Raw genomic sequence first — 14,655 nt, 5'->3', positions numbered from 1 at the left:
GCGGTGACGTCGACCGCCGCGCCGGGGCGCAGCCTGCGCGCTTCAGGCGCCTTAGACGCGGACGCTCTCGCGGCGCAGGTAGAGCATGCGGTCGGACTCGCTCATGCCACCCCAGATGCCGTAGGGTTCACCGACGGACAGCGCGTGCTCGCGGCAGGCGTCGATGACCGGGCAGGTGTGGCAGATGGCCTTGGCGCGGTTCTCGCGGCGGGCGCGTGCGCGACCCCGCTCACCGTCCGGGTGGTAGAAAACGTCCGAGTCCTTACCGCGGCATGCTCCGTGCAGCTGCCAGTCCCAGAAATCCGCGTTCGGACCGGGCAGCAGGTGGGGCTGTGACATCGACTATCTCCTCGTGAACTCTCGTGGCCGCGTTACCAGACGCAGTTAAAGCCTGCTCGGTGAACGAAAAGTGGACGCCCGGTATCTGAACTGTGGAAACAAGGTGCCCTCCCGGGGTTGCGCCTCCGTGAGCAGCGGAAACGTAAAAGGTTAAAGATGGGTTAATTCTCAGCTTCCTCCCACTCCCGGGGGAGGGGCGGCACAAAGTCCCCGGCTATCTGACGGTTGACGGTGCTCTCGCGATACGATGCTGGGCGACCCCTGTCCGCCGCGTGCCCCCGGCGCCCGGCCCGGACGCCCCGTCTTTCCCCGATGACACGTAGAGAGATCCGCCAGACGCCGTGAGTGACACCGACGAAGAACTGCGACGGCTCGTTCCGGACGCGGTTTCCGGTGACCGCCGGGCACTGCGCGAGATCATCCGGCTGATCCACCCGCAGGTGCTGCGCTACGCGCGCGCCCGCATCGGCGGCGGCCGCGCTCCGACGGCCGAGGACGTCGCCCAGGAGGTCTGCCTGGCGGTGGCCAACTCCATCGGCCGCTACCGCGACCGCGGCCGGCCGTTCATGGCCTTCGTCTACGGCATCGCCTTCAACAAGGTCGCCGACGCCCACCGCGCCATGGCCCGCGACCACTCGGTGCCCACCGAGGAGGTCCCCGAGACCGGCGGACACGCCGAGGGACCCGAAGCCGCGGTGCTCGCCGCCGACGGCAGTAACAGAGTGCGCGCACTTCTCGATTCACTGGGCGAGAGGGCCCGCGACATCGTGATCCTGCGCGTGATGGTCGGCCTCTCGGCGGACGAGACCGCCGAGATCGTCGGCAGCACCCCCGGTGCGGTTCGGGTGGCCCAGTTCCGTGCGATGAAACGTCTGCGCACGCTGATTGAACAACAGGGAGAGATCAATGGCTGAGCGAGAGCTGGACGCGGTGCGCGAGGAGGATCGGCTCCTCGATGCGCTCGGTGCCGGTGCGGAGGGCTCCGACGAGCTGACCCGCATGCTCGCGGACCTGCGCGACGAGGTCCGCTCGGACGCGCCGCCCGCGCCCGTCTTCCTCGCAGGCTCCGCCGGCGCCAGCCGTGCGTCCGGCGCGCCCACCGGCGGCCGGCACGCCGTGGTCAGCGACCTCTCCGAGCGGCGCCGCAACCGCCCGTGGCTCGCCGGCCTGGTTGGCGCGGCCGCAGCGACCCTGGTCATCGCCTGCAGTGGACTGGCGCTCAACGCCACCGGCGTGCTGGACCGCGGTCAGGACCAGCAGGCCCTCGTCGAGCTCGCCGGCACCCTCGACCAGATGGAGGAGGCGAGCAACAGCGGCGACGAGGAGACCGCCCGCCGCCTGCTGCTCGAGGCCCGCGAGCTCATCGCCGGCATGGAGGGCCGCACCGCCGAGACCGCCACCGAGCGCCTCGAGCGCACGATCTCGGAGAAGGCCACCGAGACCCCCGAGACCTCCGCCGCGGAGAAGACCTCCGAGAAGTCCGGCGAGCCCACCCGCCCGGAGACGGCCACCGAGACCGTCACCGAGACCAGCACCCTCGTGATCACCACGACCGTGCCCGGCGGCGCCCCCGTGCCGCCCTCGCGGCCGACCAGCGAACCGACGCCGACGACGACCATCCAGCTGCTGCCCGAGACCGACTCCCCGGCGCCGTCCGGCCAGCAGGGCAACGACGCCCAGGGCAGCAGCTAGCGAAAGCCAGCGCGCCTGCGGCGCGATTGCCGACGTCGTGCGCCGCCCCCGGCGGCGCACCCCACCCCGCGGTGCGTTATGCGCGCGGCGTCGGCAATTCAGGCGATTAAGGCAATTCAGATGCCGCGCACGCCGTCGAGGTACCCCAGGGCGTAGTCCCAGGTGACGTAGGCGTCGACGTCGGGCTGCGCGCCCGGCTCGTGGACCGGGCTGACGGTCTCGCGCAGGGTGGCGCGCATGTTCGCCGCCAGGATCGCCCAGTCGAAGTAGTGGTAGATCTCGCAGTCCTCGCAGAAGAAGACGATGCCGAGCACCCCGCGCGGCTCGAGCACGCGGCGGAAGTCCTTGACCAGCGCGAGATCGCGCTCGATGGCGACGCGCTCCTCCTCGGAGATCGGCTCGACGGGTTCGTCCTCGGTCAAAAACGATGCCGGGTCGTTCGGGTCGTCGGCGAACGGGTCGAGGGGCATCTGATGGTCAAAGTTCACAACGCCCGATCCTATTGAGGGCGCCTGTCGAGGGCAATGACCCCCGCCTCGCGTTTCCGCACTAAAGTGACGGGGAGTACCGCCATTCACATGGCGGCGACCGGGAGCGATCGCACAAGTGAGGAGACCGAAGAAGATGACCCAGGAGCGCGTATTCACCGGCGGGGACGACCCGAACAAGGTCCTGCTCAACGGGCTGACCTTCGATGACGTGCTGCTGCTGCCGGCGGAGTCCAACGTCATCCCCTCCGAGGTGGACACCTCCGCGCAGTTCACGCGCAACATCCGGCTGGGCATGCCGGTCGCCTCGGCGGCCATGGACACCGTCACCGAGTCGCGCATGGCCATCGCCATGGCGCGCCAGGGCGGCATCGGCGTGCTGCACCGCAACCTCTCGGCCGAGGAGCAGGCCGAGCAGGTCGAGACGGTCAAGCGCTCGGAGTCCGGCATGGTCACCGACCCGGTGACCTGCACCCCCGAGATGACCCTCGAGGATGTCGACGCCCTGTGCGCCCGCTTCCACATCTCGGGCCTGCCCGTCGTCGACGCCGAGGGCGTGCTCGTGGGCATCTGCACCAACCGTGACATGCGCTTCGAGCCGGACATGAAGCGCAAGGTCGCCGAGGTCATGACCCCGATGCCGCTCGTGGTCGCCCCGTCGGGCGTGACCAAGGAGCAGGCGCTGCAGCTGCTGAGCGCCAACAAGGTCGAGAAGCTGCCGATCGTCGACCCGGACGGCAAGCTGACCGGCCTGATCACGGTCAAGGACTTCGTCAAGACCGAGCAGTACCCGAACGCCTCCAAGGACGCCTCCGGCCGCCTGCTAGTCGCCGCGGGCATCGGCACCGGCGAGGACTCCTACAAGCGCGCCGCCCAGCTGGTCGACGCCGAGGTCGACGTGCTCGTCGTCGACTCCGCGCACGCCCACAACAACCGCGTGCTCGAGATGGTCACCCGGGTCAAGAAGGACTTCGGCGACCGCGTCGACGTCGTCGGCGGCAACCTGGCCACCCGCGAGGCCGCCAAGGCCATGTACGAGGCCGGCGCCGACGCCGTCAAGGTAGGCATCGGCCCGGGCTCGATCTGCACCACCCGCGTCGTCGCCGGCGTGGGCGCCCCGCAGGTCACCGCCATCCTCGAGGCCGCCGCCGCCCTGAAGGGCACCGGCGTTCCGATCATCGCCGACGGCGGCATGCAGTTCTCCGGCGACATCGCCAAGGCCCTGGCCGCCGGCGCGGACTCCGTCATGCTCGGCTCCATGCTCGCTGGTACGGCCGAGGCGCCGGGCGACATCGTCGTCGTGGGCGGCAAGCAGTACAAGCGCTACCGCGGAATGGGCTCCATGGGTGCGATGCAGGGCCGCGGCCTGACCGGTGAGAAGCGCTCCTACTCCAAGGACCGCTACTTCCAGGCCGACGTCAAGAGCGAGGACAAGCTGGTCCCGGAGGGCGTCGAGGGCCGCGTGCCGTTCCGCGGCGGCATCGACGCGATCACCCACCAGCTCGTCGGCGGCCTGCGCGCCGCGATGGGCTACACCGGCTCGGCGAACATCGCCGCGCTGCACGACGCCCGCTTCGTCCAGATCACCGGCGCGGGCCTGCGCGAGAGCCACCCGCACGACATCCAGCAGACCGTCAAGGCACCGAACTACCACTAGTCGCCGCGTCTGCTGTACCGGCGGGGGAGGGGCGTGCCGCGGGTGTCACCCGGGGCGCGCCCCTTCCGTGTGCTTGACGACGCCCCGTCGGTCGCCGTGGGCGGTACCACCGCCGGGTGGGCGGCTGCGCCGCCGGGCCGTCTGGCCCCGGTGCGGCGGCCGCGAGTAAACTCTTGTGCGCACAACCGCCGTTCGTCGTCCCCTGAGATGAGGAAATACCCAATGCGTGACTACGCCGAAATCGGCATCGGGCGCGAGGCCCGCCGCACCTACCACCTGCGCGACATCTCGATCGTGCCCTCCCGGCGCACCCGCTCCTCGAAGGAGACCGACACGACCTGGCACATCGACGCCTACACCTTCGACATCCCGGTGATGTCGCACCCGACCGACGCGCTGGCCGGGCCCGAGTTCGTCATCGAGATGGACCGCCAGGGCGGCCTGGGCGTCATCAACGCCGAGGGCCTGTGGGGCCGTCAGTCCGACCTCGACGGCGCGATCGACCGCGTGATCGCCGCCGCGAAGGAGCCCGAGGGCGAGGGTGTGGACACCCCGGCCGCCAACCGGGTGCTCCAGGAGCTGCACTCCGCCCCGGTGGACTTCGACCTGCTCGCCGAGCGCATCGGCGAGGTCCGCGCCTCCGGCGCCACCGTCGCCGTGCGCGTCAGCCCGCAGAACGCCTGTGAGTTCGCCCCGCACGTGATCAAGGCCGGCGCCGAGCTGCTGATCATCCAGGGCACCATCATCTCCGCCGAGCACGTCGCCCAGGGCGGCGAGCCGCTCAACCTCAAGGAGTTCATCGGCTCCCTGGACGTGCCGGTCATCGCCGGCGGCGTGACCGACTACACCACCGCGCTGCACCTGATGCGCACCGGTGCGGCCGGCGTGATCGTCGGCTCCGGTGTGAACACCTCCTCGGCGGCGCTGGGCATCGAGGCCCCGATGGCCACCGCCATCGCCGACGCCGCCGCCGCGCGCCGCGACTACCTGGACGAGACCGGCGGGCGCTACGTGCACATCATCGCCGACGGCGAGATCGAGAGCTCCGGCGACGTGGCCAAGGCCATCGCCTGCGGCGCCGACGCCGTGGCCGCCGGTGAGCTGCTCGCCCCGGCCGCCGAGGCCCCGGCCGAGGGCTACTACTGGCCGTCCGTGGCCGCCCACCCGCGCTTCCCGCGCGGCGTGGTCTCGCACCCGGCCTTCACCGGCGAGCGCCCGAGCCTGGAGACCCTCCTGCACGGCCCCTCGACCAGCGCGTCGGGCCGGGAGAACCTGGTCGGCGGCCTGCGTCGCGCGATGGCGAAGTGCGGCTACACCGACGTGAAGTCCTTCCAGAAGGTCGACCTGGCGCTGAGCTGAGCGAGCGCGCCCGCGAAGCCCCCGAGCTGAAAACAGAGCTGAAAACTGACGATGGACCGGCAAGAGAACCCGGTCGGCCTGGACGACGTCTTCTTCTCCACCACCGACGACAAGGGCCGCATCACACTGGCCAACGAGGTCTTCGTCCGGCTGTCCAAGCACCCGCTCGAGGAGCTCGTCGGCGCCCCGCACAACATCGTGCGCCACCCCGACATGCCCGCCGGCGTCTTCCGTGCGATGTGGGACGCCCTCGAGGCGAAGCGCCCGTTCGCGGGCTTCGTGCGCAACCGGGCCGCCGACGGCAGTCCCTACGAGGTGCTGGCCACGGTCACCCCGCTGCCCGCCGGCGGCTACCTCTCTGTGCGCACCCGCCCGATGACCGAGGCCGCCGAGACGGCCTTCGGGCTCTACACCGAGGTCCGCGAGCAGGAGCGCGAGGCGGAGGAGTCCGGTCAGACCCGCCGCGAGGTCGCCCAGCGCACCGCCGCGGCGCTGTCTGAGGCCCTCGGCGTCGAGAGCTACGAGCGCTTCCAGTGGGGGCTGCTTCCCGCCGAGCTCGCCGCGCGCGAGGCCGCCGGTGCCACGCTTCCCGACGCCCCGGTGGTCGACGCCGCCGACGCCGCTGACGGCACCGCCGCCACGGCCGAGGCGGCCGTCGCGGAGATGATCACCGCGCTGCGCCGCGCCCACGACCTGCTCGGCGACTGGACCCACGGCCAGGAGGAGACTGGGGCGCTGGCCGAGGATCTCGGCGGGCTGACCGCCCGCGTCTCCGAGGCGGCCGGCGCCGGCGAGCGCGTGCGCGCGGCTGCTGAGGAGCTGGACCTGACCGGCCCGCAGCGCACCCTGCTGCTGGCCCCGCTGCAGATCTGGGCGAACATGCACGGCATCGTCAGCGGCTACCTCGGGGAGCTCTCCGGGCTCATCGAGCGGGTGGACCGCTCCTCGCGCGAGGCGCTGTTCTCGCTGGCGCTGGTGCGCCTGCAGACTGCGGCGGCGGGCAGTTTCGCCGTCGAGCCGGGCGCCGCGGACTCCCCGGAGTCCCTCACGGCGCTGTACACCGCGCTGAAGGCGGGCATCGACTCCCTCGACGAGCAGGTCACCCGCGAGGAGCGCCTGGTCACCCGCCTGAACTCCAAGGCCGGTTCGGTCGCCCGCATCATGGAGCCGGTGCAGGGCGTGATCGCCGGCTGGCTTAACGACACCGACGTCGAGCACCTCACGGGCGGGGCCCGCGAGCTCGTCGAGACCGTCACCGCCGCCGCCGAGGAGACCCGGGCCGCAGCCGCCCAGCTGACCGCAGCCTCCGGATCGCTCTCCGCGCTGGCCCGCCCGGACGTCACCGAGCTGCGCCACCTCGTCGCCGAGGTCGAGGACGCCCTGCAGCGCGCCACCCGCGGCTGGTAGTCGGCCGGCAGCCCCGACGACGGCCCGGTAGGCGACCCCCGGCCAGCCTCGGACCGGGGTCCGACCGGCCTCTGCCCGGGGCCGAGACGGCGGCTTACGCGCCCGGCTTGTTGCGGGTGGTGCCCACGCTGGCGGCCACCACGCAGACCACCGCGGCCCACACCGCCGCGCTCGGGGTCTGGCCGAGCAGCCACCAGCCGATGGCGGCGGCGAAGACCGGCTCCAGCGAGAGCAGGATGCCGAAGACCCCGACCGGCAGCCGGCGCAGCGCGCCGAGCCCCAGGGCGTAGGGCACCAGCGAACCGAAGAGCGCGGTCAGCGCCATCCAGCCGATCAGGGTCGGGTCCGCGAGGATCACGCCCGCACCGTGGAAGCCCGCCGGGACCTGCACCAGCGCCCCGACGAGGAAGGCGACCGCCAGCCCGCCCTGCCCGTCGACGGCGGCGCCCACTCGGGCCGAGGAGAGGATGTAGGCCGCCCAGAACGCCCCGGCCACCAGGGCGAAGACGATGCCCAGCGGGTCCAGCGAGTCGAAGCCGATGAGCAGGATGCCGGCGAGTGCGACGGCGATCCAGGCGAAGTCGCGGGCGCGCCGCCCCGTGGTCGCGGCCAGGAGCAGCGGTCCCAAAAACTCGACCGTGACGGCCACCCCGAGGGGGATGCGCGCGATCGAGGCGTAGAAGAAGCCGTTCATCAGGCCCAGCGAGACGCCGAAGAGCACGACCTTGACCCACGTCCCACGCGACCACGCGCCGACCCGCGGGCGGGCCAGCGCCGTCAGCACGATCCCGGCGAAGGCCAGGCGCAGCACCGTGACACCCCAGGGCCCGGCCGCCGGGAAGACCTGGGTGGCCGCCGACGCGCCGAATTGCAGGGAGGCGCACGAGCCGAGCACGAGGAGCACGCCGGTGGCGCGCGAGCGATCCGGCGCGGTGCCGGCCGGGACGGGGGAGCGGTTCACGCCCACCAGGATGGACCATCACCGCGCCCGGGTCACGGCAGGTGCCCTCGAGGGCCCCGGAGCCGAATCGGGGTGCCACCGGCGCATCGACTAGGATCATTCACCGTGACGCAGCCGATCGAGACCAAGAACAGCCCCGTCCTCGTCGTGGACTTCGGTGCCCAGTACGCGCAGCTCATCGCGCGTCGCGTGCGCGAGGCCCGCATCTACTCCGAGGTCGTGCCCCACACCATCACCGCCGACGAGGTGCGCGAGAAGAACGCCGCTGCCCTCATCCTCTCCGGCGGGCCCGCCTCCGTCTACGCTGACGGTGCGCCCTCCCCGGACCCGGAGATCCTGAAGCTGGGCCTGCCCGTCTTCGGCATCTGCTACGGCTTCCAGGTCATGACGCAGCAGCTCGGCGGCACCGTCTCCGCCACGGGCCGCCGCGAGTACGGCCGCACCGACCTCACCGTCGACTCCGGCGTGCTGCACCAGGGCTTCGAGCACACCCACAAGGTCTGGATGAGCCACGGCGACGCCGTGACCGAGGCCCCGGAGGGCTTCACCGCCACCGCGACCTCCGCCGGCGCGCCGGTGGCCGCCTTCGAGTGCCCCGAGAAGCGCATGGCCGGCGTCCAGTACCACCCCGAGGTGCTGCACTCGCCGCACGGCCAGGAGGTGCTCACCCGCTTCCTCACCGACGTCGCGGGTCTGAAGCAGGACTGGACCGCCGCCAACATCGCCCAGGAGCTTATCGAGGGCGTGCGCGAGCAGGTCGGCGACGGCTACGCGATCTGCGGGCTGTCCGGCGGTGTGGACTCCGCCGTGGCCGCCGCACTCGTGCAGCGCGCCATCGGTGACCGTCTGACCTGCGTGTTCGTCGACCACGGCCTGCTGCGCGCCGGCGAGCGCGAGCAGGTGGAGAACGACTTCGTCGCCGCCACCGGCGCCAAGCTGGTCACCGTCGACGAGTCCGAGGCCTTCCTGGCCAAGCTGTCCGGTGTGACCGAGCCGGAGGCCAAGCGCAAGGCGATCGGCGCCGAGTTCATCCGCTCCTTCGAGCGCGCCGTCTCCGGCGTGCTTTCCGACGCCCCCGCCGGCGCCAGCGTCGACTTCCTGGTGCAGGGCACCCTGTACCCGGACGTCGTCGAGTCCGGCGGCGGCTCCGGCACCGCCAACATCAAGAGCCACCACAACGTCGGCGGGCTTCCCGACGACGTGGAGTTCACCCTGGTGGAGCCGTTGCGGCTGCTGTTCAAGGACGAGGTGCGCGCCGTCGGCCGCGAGCTCGGCCTGCCCGAGGTCATCGTCGCCCGCCAGCCCTTCCCGGGCCCGGGCCTGGGCATCCGCATCATCGGCGAGGTGACCGCCGAGCGCCTCGAGACGCTGCGCGCCGCCGACGCCATCGTGCGCGAGGAGCTCACCGCCGCTGGCCTCGACGACCAGATCTGGCAGTGCCCCGTGGTGCTGCTCGCCGACGTCCGCTCGGTGGGCGTGCAGGGCGACCACCGCACCTACGGCCACCCCGTGGTGCTGCGCCCGGTCTCCTCCGAGGACGCCATGACCGCCGACTGGGTGCGCATCCCCTACGAGGTCCTCGAGACCGTCTCGACGCGCATCACCAACGAGGTCGCCGACGTCAACCGCGTGGTCCTCGACGTGACCTCGAAGCCGCCGGCAACCATCGAGTGGGAGTGACCCGCCCCGCGTCGGTCTGAGCCGGGGTGCCGGGGGAGAGACCGCGCAGGCCACCCCGGCGTCCGGGGACCCGCTTAGTCCGCGTCGCCGTCCGCGGGCGGGTCGTCGACCACGGCGACCGTCGTGGGCGAGGGCACGAGCCCGCCCTCGACGACGACCGTCAGCCGCGCCCCCGGCGCGTCGCGGTTGTAGTCGCCCGAGGTGCACTCCATCTCGCCGAGGCCCTCCTCGCACTGCAGCTCCAACGGGACGCCGGCCGGCAGGAAGACCTGGGTGGGGCCCAGCCCCGAGCTCACCGTCACCGTGTGGTCCTCGTCGAGCGCGCCGACGCCGGTAAGGTCCACCGTCACGGCACGCAGGCCGCCCTCGTAGTCGTCCTGCAGCTCCGCCTCCGAGGCGGGGGCGTGGCGGTCCTCGCCGAAGAGCGTGCCGCCGGCGACCACCAGCGCGGCCCCGGCGAGCAGCGCGGCCAGGAGTACCCCGCCGATGATCAGCGGCCAGTTGAGCCGCTTCTTCTTCTTCGGCTGCTCGACGAAGTCCGCGCCCGGGTAGTGGGTGGCCCCGCCCGCGCCGGCCCCGACCCCGGCGTCGGCGTACCACGGTGCGTCGTGCGCCCCGCCTGCGCCACCGCCCGTGCCGCCGTTCGGGTAGCCGGCCCCCGTGGAGTCCGGGTTCCCCGCCCAGTAGCCGGTGCGGCCCTGGCTGCGCCAGTCGTAGGGCGCCGCGCCCAGCGGGTCCCAGTTGCCGGCCGGGGCCTGACGCTGCGCGCCCGCGCGCGGGTCCGGCCAGCCCTCGGCCACCTCGTAGCCGGTCAGGTCCGCCCACGGCGCGGCACCGGCGGCACCGGCGGCACCCGCACCGACGGCGCCTGCGCCGTCGTGCGCCCCGTCGACGGGTGCGTCCCCGTCGACGGGGCGCTGCGCGGCGTCGTCAATCGGGGTGGCGATCAGCCCGGGCGGCGGCACCGGGGTGCGCTTGTGCAGCAGCACGAACGCGCCGGCGGCCAGGGCCAGGGAGAGCAGGAACGCCAGCGCCGAGCCGTCGACCAGGCTCGAGCCGAGCAGCCCCGAGGTCAGCACGGCGAAGATGAGCAGCAGGATGCCGCTCGTGCGGTCCTCGCTGTCGGAGCCGGGGCGGCCCAGCGACTCGAACGGAGAGTACGGCACGCCGTAGCGGGGCATCAGGCCCCACAGGATCAGGTAGATCGGCACGCTGGTCACCCAGATGAACGCGCCCGCGACGAAGAGCACGCGCACGAGCATCGGGTCGATGCGGTAGCGCACGCCGATGCCCTCGCACACCCCGGCGCCCGGGGAGCCCGACAGGCGCGGCGGGCGCGTCGCCCAGATGCGGCGGGCCAGTTCGCCCGCGGTGTTGGTGTCCATATGTTTATTGTCTCCGGTGCGTCATCGGAGCGCATCAGGGAAACCCCCGATGTGTCCGGGCGCCTCGGCAGGGAAGATGGAGGGCATGTTCCGAAAGCAGTCCGGCGCGCGCGCCCGCGGGGAGGTGGCCTACCCGGTCTACACCCGCCCGCGCGAGGACGCCGTCTTCGCCGGCGTGGCCGCCGGTCTCGCGCGCCACCTCGGCGTCGACGTGTTCTGGGTGCGCCTGGTGCTGCTCGGCCTGACGGCCGCCGGCGGGGTGGGCGTGCTGATCTACGCCGGGATCTGGCTGGCCAGCTCGCGCGACGCCGAGCCCGCCGATGCCCCGCCGACGCGCACCCGCGTGCCCGGCGCCGGGTGGTGGGGGCTGATCCTGGTGGCCCTGGTGCTCGGCTCGACGATGTCGGTGAGCATCGACGGGGAGGGTGGGTTCAACTTCGAGCTCGCGGTGCCGCTGGTCGTCGTCGCGCTCGGCGCCGTGCTGGCCTGGCAGGCCTACGACCGCGGTGTGCGCGGGCCGGCCGGGGTCACCTCGGTGGTCGTGGGCACGGGCCTGGTCTTTGTCGGTGTGATCGTGCTGCTGGTGGGCACCAGCTCCGACGGCTTCGTCCAGGCCCTCACCGCCGTCGTGTTCACCCTGGCCGGCGTGGCCGTCATCGGCGTGCCCGCCGCGCTGCGCGTCTCCGAGCGGCTGTCCACCGAACGGGCCGAGAAGCTCGCCGGCGAGCAGCGCGCCGCGATCGCCGCGCACCTGCACGACTCCGTGCTGCAGACGCTCGCTCTGATCCAGAAGAACGCCGCCGATCCCGAGACCGTTTCGCGGCTGGCGCGCAGCCAGGAGCGCGAGCTGCGCCAGTGGCTCTTCGACACCCAGGAGAAGCAGACCTTGAGCGTGTTCGGCGCGCTGGAGCGCGCCTGCGGCGAGGTCGAGGACCTCTTCGGGCTGCACCTGGCGCCCGTCACCGTGGGCGAGGACAGGCCGCTTTCCGACGTCGCGCAGGCCGCCGTCCTGGCCGCGCGCGAGGCGTGCGTGAACGTGGCCAAGCACGCCGGGGTGGACCGCGCCGACGTCTACGCCGAGCTGCTCGGCGGGCGCCTCGAGATCTTCGTGCGCGACCGCGGCCGCGGCTTCGACCCGGAGGCCGTGCCCGCCGACCGGCACGGGCTGGCCGACTCGGTGCGCGGGCGCGTCGAGCGCATGGGCGGCAGGGCGACGGTGCGATCGAGGCCGGGGGAGGGCACCGAGGTGCGCGTGGCCGTGGAGCTCGACTGAGTGGGCCAGGTGGGCGGTATCCTGGGCCGCATGACCCGAGTCTTCCTCGTCGACGACCACTCCGTGTTCCGCTCCGGCGTGCGCGCCGAGCTGGGCGTCCAGCCCGGCTGCGAGGTCGTCGGCGACGCCGGCACCGTCGCCGACGCCGTCACGGGCATCGTGCGCACCCGGCCCGACGTGGTGCTGCTCGACGTGCACATGCCCGACGGCGGTGGGGTGGCCGTCATCCGCCGGGTCCACGACGCGGGCGTGGAGCCGCGCTTTTTGGCGCTGAGCGTCTCCGACGCCGCCGAGGACGTCATCTCGGTGATCCGCGCGGGCGCCCGTGGCTACGTGACCAAGTCGATCGACGGCGCGGAGCTCGCGCACGCCGTCGAGCGCGTCGACGGCGGCGACGCCTACTTCTCGCCGCGGCTGGCCGGCTTCGTCCTCGACGCCTTCGCCGGCCACGGCCCGGCGGCCGCCGGCGCCCACGACCCCGTGGTCGACGAGCTGACCCCGCGCGAGCTGGAGGTGCTGCGGCTTCTGGCGCGCGGCTACACCTACCGGGAGATCGGCAAGGAGCTGTTCATCTCCGTGAAGACCGTGGAGACGCACGCCTCCAACATCCTGCGCAAGACGCAGCAGTCCAACCGCTACGCGCTGTCGCGCTGGGCCGCCTCGCGCGACCTCGACTGAGCGGGCCGCGAGCCCGACCGGAACCGAAGGGAGTCACCCCATGGCCGCACGTGAGCGCCGCGGACGCGAGCGCATCTTCTTCCACGTCGACCCCGCCCGCACGCTGCTGTTCGCGCTGCTGTTCACGGCGATCTTCATCTGGCAGGCCGACCTCTACTGGGGCTGGTGGCTGCCGACGTTCCTCGGCATCTGGGCGGTCTTCTACGCCTGCCACCGGTTCTACGTGTGGGCGAACAACAAGATCCAGGACGTCTCCGAGCGCATCCGCGCCGAGCAGGACCGCCGCGGCGGGCGCTGAGGCCCGCGCCAGCCCCGTGGGCCCACACGCTAGCGGCGGTACCTCGCCGCGGGGTGCGTGGTCGGAAGCAGGTCGGAACCCGTCACGCGCGCACGCAGGGTGCGCGGCGCGGCGTCGTCAATCGAACCGTCGGCGGAGACGAGCCCGCGCGCACGCAGCACCGGCACCACGTGCTCGGCGAAGGCGCGCATGTCGGGCCCGCGCAGGGCGTAGTCGACGTTGAAGCCGTCGACGCCGGACTCGCGCAGCCAGCGCTCGAGCTCGTCGGCGATCGTGGCGCCCGAGCCGACGAAGACCGGCCCGCGCCCGCCGATGGTCATGTGTGCGGCCAGGTCGCCGACAGTCCAGCGGCGCGTCGGGTCCAGGCTGGTGAAGGACTGCAGCGCGGAGCGGTTGCCCTGGATCTCGACGTCCTCGAGCACGTCGTCGGGGCCGTAGGTCGACAGGTCCAGCCCGGTCCAGCCGGCGAAGAGCGCGAGCGCGGCCTCCTGGTCGACGTAGCGCAGGTAGGACTCGTAGCGCTCGAAGGCGGCGGCGTCGGTCTCGGCGGCGATGGCGGTCACGGAGGTGATCGTGGTCAGCTCGGAGTCCGCGCGGCCCTCCTCGGCCAGCAGGCGGCGCGCCTCGGTGACCAGCGGGGCGACGTTGTCGGGCGTGGTGCCGGAGAAGAACAGCGCCTCGGCGTGGCGGGCGGCGAAGGCCAGGCCGCGCGGCGAGGAGCCGGCCTGGAAGAGAAACGGGGTGCGCTGCGGGCCGGGCAGGCTCACCGCCGCGCCCGGCACGTCGAACCACTGCCCCTTGTGCTCGATGGGGTGCACCTTGGCCGGGTCCATGTACACGCCCGACTCCGCGTCGGAGACCAGTGCGGAGGGCTCGATGGAGCCCTCCCACAGCGCGTAGCAGACCTCGGCGAACTCGTCGGCGCGGTCGTAGCGGGTGTCGTGGTCGAGCTCGGGGGCGCCGATGTTGCGCAGCGCGCCCGGCTGGTAGCCGGTGACGATGTTCCAGGCGATGCGCCCGCCGGTCAGCTGGTCGAGCGTGGCGAAGCGCCGGGCGAGCAGGTACGGCGACTCGTACGAGGTGTTCGCCGTGACGCCGAAGCCGAGGCGCCGGGTGGCAGCCGCCAGCGCGGAGATCAGCGGCATCGGGTCCAGCAGCGGGTACTGCATGCCGGCGCGGATGGCGGCCGCGCCGCTGCCGCCGTAGACGTCGTAGATACCGGCGACGTCGGCGAGGAAGAGGGCGTCGAAGCCGGCCTCGTCGAGCATGCGCGCGTGGGAGACCCAGAAGTCCAGGTCGCGGTACTGTTCGGGCTCGGCGTCGGGGTGGCGCCACAGGCCGGAGGACTGGTGGGTGGGCACGAGCATGTCGAGTGCGGAGAGGAACATGCCGGTAATTCTTGTCCGTGCCCTGCCCCCGGCGAAATTTTTGATTCGAA

General features: G+C 72.5%; 14 protein-coding genes. 9 read left to right on the top strand and 5 right to left on the bottom strand.

Annotated features, from left to right (window positions below):
* Positions 1–51 precede the first annotated feature (51 nt).
* Positions 52–339 (bottom strand): WhiB family transcriptional regulator, encoded by a 288-nt coding sequence (locus tag QP119_RS10660; protein ID WP_075663290.1) that lies wholly within the window; start codon positions 337–339, stop codon positions 52–54.
* 341 nt (positions 340–680) lie between these two features.
* On the opposite strand from QP119_RS10660, the gene QP119_RS10655 reads away from it, so the two are divergent.
* Complete coding sequence (locus tag QP119_RS10655; RefSeq protein WP_284776039.1) at positions 681–1,253, top strand: sigma-70 family RNA polymerase sigma factor; 573 nt, start codon at positions 681–683, stop codon at positions 1,251–1,253.
* Positions 1,246–2,031 carry a hypothetical protein gene (locus QP119_RS10650; RefSeq protein ID WP_284776038.1) on the top strand — a complete coding sequence of 262 codons (786 nt, stop codon included), beginning with the start codon at positions 1,246–1,248 and terminating at the stop codon, positions 2,029–2,031. Before QP119_RS10655 ends, QP119_RS10650 begins: the two co-directional genes overlap by 8 nt.
* A 116-nt stretch (positions 2,032–2,147) precedes the next feature.
* On the opposite strand, the gene QP119_RS10645 is transcribed toward QP119_RS10650, so the two are convergent.
* Positions 2,148–2,519 (bottom strand): DUF5319 domain-containing protein, encoded by a 372-nt coding sequence (locus QP119_RS10645; protein ID WP_284776036.1) that lies wholly within the window; start codon positions 2,517–2,519, stop codon positions 2,148–2,150.
* 136 nt (positions 2,520–2,655) lie between these two features.
* Between QP119_RS10645 and guaB the strand changes: the two genes are divergently transcribed.
* The 3 genes from guaB to QP119_RS10630 all read left to right on the top strand — a co-directional run bounded on the left by guaB (position 2,656) and on the right by QP119_RS10630 (position 6,942).
* Complete coding sequence (guaB, locus tag QP119_RS10640; protein WP_284776034.1) at positions 2,656–4,176, top strand: IMP dehydrogenase; 1,521 nt, start codon at positions 2,656–2,658, stop codon at positions 4,174–4,176.
* Between the two features lie 222 nt (positions 4,177–4,398).
* Positions 4,399–5,535: a GuaB3 family IMP dehydrogenase-related protein gene (locus tag QP119_RS10635; RefSeq protein WP_284776033.1), complete on the top strand. Its 1,137-nt coding sequence runs from the start codon at positions 4,399–4,401 to the stop codon at positions 5,533–5,535.
* Between the two features lie 51 nt (positions 5,536–5,586).
* Positions 5,587–6,942 carry a PAS domain-containing protein gene (locus QP119_RS10630; RefSeq protein ID WP_284776031.1) on the top strand — a complete coding sequence of 452 codons (1,356 nt, stop codon included), beginning with the start codon at positions 5,587–5,589 and terminating at the stop codon, positions 6,940–6,942.
* 94 nt (positions 6,943–7,036) lie between these two features.
* Here QP119_RS10630 and QP119_RS10625 read toward each other — a convergent pair whose 3' ends face one another.
* On the bottom strand, positions 7,037–7,903 hold the full coding sequence (locus tag QP119_RS10625; RefSeq protein WP_284776030.1) for an EamA family transporter: 867 nt from the start codon (positions 7,901–7,903) through the stop codon (positions 7,037–7,039).
* A 105-nt stretch (positions 7,904–8,008) separates the two neighbouring features.
* On the opposite strand from QP119_RS10625, the gene guaA reads away from it, so the two are divergent.
* A complete protein-coding gene (guaA, locus tag QP119_RS10620) occupies positions 8,009–9,583 on the top strand; it encodes a glutamine-hydrolyzing GMP synthase (protein ID WP_284776028.1) in 1,575 nt (524 codons plus the stop codon).
* Positions 9,584–9,657: 74 nt separating this feature from the next.
* On the opposite strand, the gene QP119_RS10615 is transcribed toward guaA, so the two are convergent.
* On the bottom strand, positions 9,658–10,968 hold the full coding sequence (locus QP119_RS10615; RefSeq protein ID WP_284776026.1) for a PspC domain-containing protein: 1,311 nt from the start codon (positions 10,966–10,968) through the stop codon (positions 9,658–9,660).
* Between the two features lie 85 nt (positions 10,969–11,053).
* Here QP119_RS10615 and QP119_RS10610 point away from each other — a divergent pair, with 85 nt between their 5' ends.
* Genes QP119_RS10610 through QP119_RS10600 form a run of 3 tightly spaced genes read left to right on the top strand, consistent with a single transcriptional unit; the run spans position 11,054 to position 13,217 of the window.
* Positions 11,054–12,241 (top strand): ATP-binding protein, encoded by a 1,188-nt coding sequence (locus QP119_RS10610; protein WP_284776025.1) that lies wholly within the window; start codon positions 11,054–11,056, stop codon positions 12,239–12,241.
* Between the two features lie 30 nt (positions 12,242–12,271).
* Positions 12,272–12,919, top strand: a complete 648-nt coding sequence (locus QP119_RS10605) for a response regulator (RefSeq protein ID WP_284776024.1) — start codon at positions 12,272–12,274, stop codon at positions 12,917–12,919.
* A 40-nt stretch (positions 12,920–12,959) separates the two neighbouring features.
* Entirely contained in the window at positions 12,960–13,217 is a 258-nt protein-coding gene (locus QP119_RS10600; protein WP_284776022.1) for a hypothetical protein, read from the top strand.
* Between the two features lie 29 nt (positions 13,218–13,246).
* On the opposite strand, the gene QP119_RS10595 is transcribed toward QP119_RS10600, so the two are convergent.
* A complete protein-coding gene (locus tag QP119_RS10595; RefSeq protein WP_284776020.1) occupies positions 13,247–14,605 on the bottom strand; it encodes an NtaA/DmoA family FMN-dependent monooxygenase in 1,359 nt (452 codons plus the stop codon).
* Positions 14,606–14,655 lie beyond the last annotated feature (50 nt).

The sequence above is a fragment of the Corynebacterium frankenforstense genome, from assembly GCF_030211955.1.
Classification (GTDB): Bacteria; Actinomycetota; Actinomycetes; order Mycobacteriales; family Mycobacteriaceae; genus Corynebacterium; species Corynebacterium frankenforstense_A.
The sequence above is the reverse complement of the archived record's forward strand: the minus strand, read 5'-3'. Positions and strand labels throughout refer to the sequence as shown.